General features: G+C 67.7%; 5 protein-coding genes and 1 pseudogene. 1 reads left to right on the top strand and 5 read right to left on the bottom strand.

The window, feature by feature from the left end; all coding sequences use genetic code 11:
- Positions 1 to 468 (bottom strand): annotated as a pseudogene (locus tag G3O06_RS46650) (MFS transporter); the annotation flags it as partial.
- A gap of 133 nt (positions 469 to 601) precedes the next feature.
- Between G3O06_RS46650 and G3O06_RS46645 the strand changes: the two are divergent.
- Entirely contained in the window at positions 602 to 1,117 is a 516-nt protein-coding gene (locus tag G3O06_RS46645) for a MarR family transcriptional regulator (RefSeq protein WP_174979964.1), read from the top strand.
- A gap of 274 nt (positions 1,118 to 1,391) precedes the next feature.
- Here G3O06_RS46645 and G3O06_RS46640 read toward each other — a convergent pair whose 3' ends face one another.
- The 4 genes from G3O06_RS46640 to G3O06_RS46625 form a co-directional block, all read right to left on the bottom strand.
- A complete protein-coding gene (locus G3O06_RS46640) occupies positions 1,392 to 1,775 on the bottom strand; it encodes an ATP-dependent protease (protein WP_205820125.1) in 384 nt (127 codons plus the stop codon).
- 375 nt (positions 1,776 to 2,150) lie between these two features.
- Positions 2,151 to 2,855, bottom strand: coding sequence for a glutathione S-transferase N-terminal domain-containing protein (locus tag G3O06_RS46635; RefSeq protein WP_085039039.1), 705 nt, complete (start codon positions 2,853 to 2,855; stop codon positions 2,151 to 2,153).
- A 181-nt stretch (positions 2,856 to 3,036) separates the two neighbouring features.
- On the bottom strand, positions 3,037 to 4,161 hold the full coding sequence (locus G3O06_RS46630) for a porin (RefSeq protein WP_205820124.1): 1,125 nt from the start codon (positions 4,159 to 4,161) through the stop codon (positions 3,037 to 3,039).
- Positions 4,162 to 4,391: 230 nt separating this feature from the next.
- Positions 4,392 to 4,622, bottom strand: a 231-nt coding sequence (locus G3O06_RS46625; protein WP_205820123.1) for a helix-turn-helix transcriptional regulator, incomplete at its 5' end; no start/stop codon positions are given.

Here is a 4,622-nt window from a genome sequence, read left to right as displayed (position 1 = left end):
CGCGGCGAACGGCGCGACGACGCTCGCGAGCACGGCGCCGCCCATGATCGACGTCGAGTAGACGCCCATCGCGCCGCCGATCCGCGTCGCGAAATGCGCCTTCACGAAGCCGGGCAGCAGCGCCTGCACCATCGCGATCCCGACGCCCGCACAGCAGGCGCTCGCGAGCAACAGCCACGCGTGTTGCGCGCCGACGCGCGACACGCAGGCCAGCCCGATCAGCGCGACGCCGAGCCAGACGCCGCCCGCGATGCCGGTCAGGCGCTGCAGGCGCCGCGCACTCAGCGCGCCGAGCCCCATCAGCAGGATCGGGATCGTCGTCAGCAGGCTGGCCGCGCCGTCGCCGATTCCGGTCGCGCGCTGGATCATGTCGAGCAGCGGGCCGACCGCGGCGAGCGCCGGCCGCAGGTTCAGCCCGACAAGGACGATGGCGGCGAGCCGCCATCCGGGGGAAGTGAAGCGATTCATTGCAAGGTCCTCGATGTCGGTGCGCGGCCCCCCCGGGTGAGGCGCCGCGCGTTTTTCATGTAAAGTATCTCGACATCAAGATAAACGCCGATTTATCTCGACGTCAAGATAACTACCAAGCCGAGGAGGGTTAATGGATCGAGCCGCGCATGCGCTCGCACAATGGCGCGCCGAGCGTCCGGATCTGGACGCGTCGTCGATGGTGGTGATGGGGCGGCTGCAGGAAGCCGCGCTCGTGATCGCGCGCGACCGTCTCAATCCGCTGTTCGCGCGCTACGGGATGCAGCCGGGCGAATTCGACGTGCTCGCCACGTTGCGGCGTGGCGGGGCGCCGTTCGCGCTGACGCCGACGGCGCTGTACGACGCGCTGATGATGTCGTCGGGCGGGATGACCGCGCGCATCGACCGGCTGCAGAAAGCCGGCTGGGTGGAGCGCCGGCCGAACCCGGCCGACGGGCGCGGCACGCTCGTCGCGCTGACGGAGACGGGCCGCGCGCTGATCGACGAAGCGGTCGTCGCGCACATCGACAATCAGCGCGCGCTGCTGGCCGTGCTGTCGGATGCGGAACAGGCGCAGCTGTCGCAACTGCTGGGAAAGGTGCTGGCGGGGCTGGAGGACGCGGCGCCGAAAGGGGCGGACGGCGAGTAGCGCCGCCGGATGCGTGATGCAGACGCACGTGGCGGGCAACAGGAATGCTTCGTGAATTTTCGTGGACGTCGCTTGCCGACCCGGTGTTGCCGGTCGAGCCGTTGCATCTCCGATGGCGAATGTCAGCGCACAACGGTCACGCGTTCCGACGATCCGAAAGCTCGTCCTCCGTTAGCGGCTCGGTTGCAGCAACCGGGAGCCCGGCGCACCACGTGCCCGACCTGACGCCAGCCCCGCACCCGGCACGACTCGAGACCCCAGGGGCAAGCAATGATCAGAGATCTCCGCGCACTTCACCGGTTCCCAGCGCGCTCCGCTGCCGGTTGACTTCCGCCCAAAGCTCATCGCTATCGTCATCGCGCAGCACGACCATCCCGTCCAGCTGATCGTCGGTCACGCCGAAGTATTCCAGGATTTCCCGGCGGACCGCATCGACGAACTGCGCGTATTCCGGGGTTGCCTGGGCCTGCGCGTGCAAGGCGTCGTATTCTGCATCGTCCGCGCCGCCGCCGTGCTCGTCGATATAGCGCGAGATCCACTGGTCTCGTTCGTGGTCGTAGTCGGCCTCGGCGCGCATCGCCTGCACAGCCGTGTATAAATCCAATTGGGCAAACGCGGCGATCGCCGCCGTCGTTGTCGCGTCGAATGTAGTCGTCATTCCATCTCTCATGTCGGTCATCGCACATCGTCGCACGGGCCGCACCCGGGCAGGCGCCTCGAATCCCCACCGCGCAACACGCCGCCTGGCGCCGACGTCTGGTCAGAGCGAAGGCCCCATGATCGGGAGGTTCACACCTGCCGGTGCGCCACGCAATGGGGCCGCCCGGGCAACAGGGCGCTCATTTTGCCGCATTGCAAGCCCGGCGATGAAAACAACCGGGCGCGGCAAAGCGCACAACACGTTTCGAGCGTATCGCCGCAAGCGCCACGCCGGCACCTGAGCGGCAATGCGGGCGCCGGTCGTGAACGGCTCGTGCATGGGCCGACTCGAACTGTCGACCTTGGGCGGCGGCCGGTGCGCTTGCGTGTCCGATCAGCCTCGTGCCGGGATATTGAGCCCGCGCGCGACGGCCGGACGTGCAACGAACGCGTCGAGCACGCGCGCGACGTTCCGGAATTCGCTGAAGCCGACCAGGTCGCCCGCTTCGTAGAAGCCGACGAGGTTGCGCACCCACGGGAAGATCGCGATGTCGGCGATCGTGTAGGTATCGCCCATCACCCACTGGCGGTTCGCGAGATGCGCGTCGAGCACGCCGAGCAGGCGCTTCGACTCGTCGACGTAGCGGTCGCGCGGGCGCTTGTCCTCGTAGTCGCGGCCGGCGAACTTGTGGAAGAAGCCGACCTGGCCGAACATCGGCCCGATGCCGCCCATCTGGAACATCACCCACTGAATCGTCTCGTAGCGGCCCGCGAGATCCTTCGGGATCAACTGGCCCGTCTTGTCCGCGAGATAGATCAGGATCGCGCCCGATTCGAACAGCGGCAGCGGCTTGCCGTCCGGGCCGTTCGGATCGATGATCGCCGGGATCTTGTTGTTCGGGTTCAGCGACAGGAACGCGGGCGACAGCTGGTCGTTCGTGTCGAAGCGCACGAGGTGCGGCTCGTACGGCAGGCCGGTTTCCTCGAGCATGATCGATACCTTGACGCCGTTCGGCGTCGGCAGCGAGTAGAGCTGGAGACGGTCGGGATGCTGGGCCGGCCACTTTTGCGTGATCGGGAAGGCGGACAGGTCGGGCATGAAGGTTCGCTCGTCGAAGTGAATGTTCCGCGTTCCGTCCCTGCCGCCGCGCGCGCCACGGCTCATGGCGCGACGGCGGGCGGAGCGCGCCGAAAACGCCCACTGTAGCCGATCCCGCGGATCGATGCAGGCGGTGGCCACGCGCGACCGCCGCTGCATCGCCAGGTGCCGCCGGCCATCGTCAGAAGTTGTGCCGCAGCCCGATCATCGCGGCCGTCGTGCCCACGCCCGGCGCGACCGGCTGCCCGTACACGAGCATCTGGTCCATCGTGCCGCGGTTGTTCACGTGGCCGACCTGTGCGTAGACCATCGTCCGCTTCGACAGGCTGTAGTCGGCCGCGAGCACGACCGCCGTCGAGCGGTTTTCAGACCGATTGCGGTCCTTCAGGTAATACACCGCGGAAGTCACCTGCAACGCGGGTGTGAAGCGATAGCCGATACCGGCCGACAGCATGTCGAGGTTCACCTTGTCCGCATGCGACGGATTCCTGCCGTTGCCGTACGACGCCGACACCGAGAAATCGTGGATCGTGTATTTCGCGCCGACGTAGAGGAAGCGGTTGTTGTCGACGCCGGTCGGCGCGACGCCCGGCGCCGGGCTCGTGTCGTGGCCGTTGTAGTAGGCGGCCGATGCGTTCAGCCCGTAGTTCGCATACCTGAGCACGATCGATTCGCGCGTGCCGCCCTGGAACTGCCCGGCCACGCCGCCCGGCGCGTATTCGAGCGCGATCGACGCGCCCGCGAAGGTCGGCGACTGGTAGACGAGCGCATTGCTGTCGTACAGCGCGCCGATCGCTGCGTTGGTGCTCGTGCCCGACCAGCCGGCCGCCGTGTTCAGGCCGAGCCACGCGATCAGCACGCTGCCGAAGAACTGCGCGTTGCGCACGTCGGTGTCGGCCATCGCGTAGATCATCGGCACGATCTGGCGGCCGGCCGTGAACGTGCCGAACGGGCCCGACACGCCGAGCGACGCGACCTGGTTGAAGATCGCGACGGCGCCCGGCGTATCGCTCAGCTGCAGCTTGCCGGTGCCGCTGTCGAACGAACCCTGCAGCTTGAAGTTGACCTTGTAGCCGCCGCCGATGTCCTCGCTGCCCTTGATCCCCCAGAAGCTCGAGTAGATGCCGCCGTCCTTCATGCGGAACACCTTGCCGGTATTCGGCGCGGTCGGGCTGAACGACGCCGCCGACGTGCTCTGGTACAGCAGGCCCGAGTCGATCACGCCGTAGAGCGTGACGGAGGATTGCGCATGCGCGAGCGCCGAACAGCCGGCAAGCGCCGCGAGCGCGGCCAGTTTCGTCTTCATGAAGTCTCCAGGGTCGTATTGGACCGGACGGGATCGAGCCCGTCCGGGTAAAGCGGGGAAGCAAGGAGGCTGGCGGGAAGGTGTGACAGGCGACGCCCGCGTGAGCCGTGCGGAAAGACTACGCAACGGCGGGCGGCCGCTCCCCCCCATGCGCGGGGGGCAGGGTTGCGGAGAATCGGAGGAAGGCGGGCGCGGCAGCACGCCCGATTGGCGAAACCGGCGTTACAACGCTAGGGCGCGCTTTCGAGGAGACCCAGCACCAGCGCGCGGCGCACCGCATGCTTGCGCGAGCTGGCGTCGAGCTTGCCGAACAGGTTCTTCAGGTGCCACTTCACAGTTTCCTCGCCGACGGCGAGCGCCACCGCGATTTCCTTGTTCGACAGGTTGCGCGCGAGCAGCTCGAGAATCGCGCGCTCCTTCGGCGTCAGCACGACGCTCGGCACCGCGCGCGGGCTGGCCGG

Origin of the sequence: Burkholderia sp. Ac-20345 (assembly GCF_017104825.1) — a bacterium.
In the GTDB taxonomy this organism is placed as follows: Bacteria; Pseudomonadota; Gammaproteobacteria; order Burkholderiales; family Burkholderiaceae; genus Burkholderia; species Burkholderia lata_B.
Note: the sequence above shows the minus strand (reverse complement) of the source record. Positions and strands in the feature narration are given on the sequence as shown.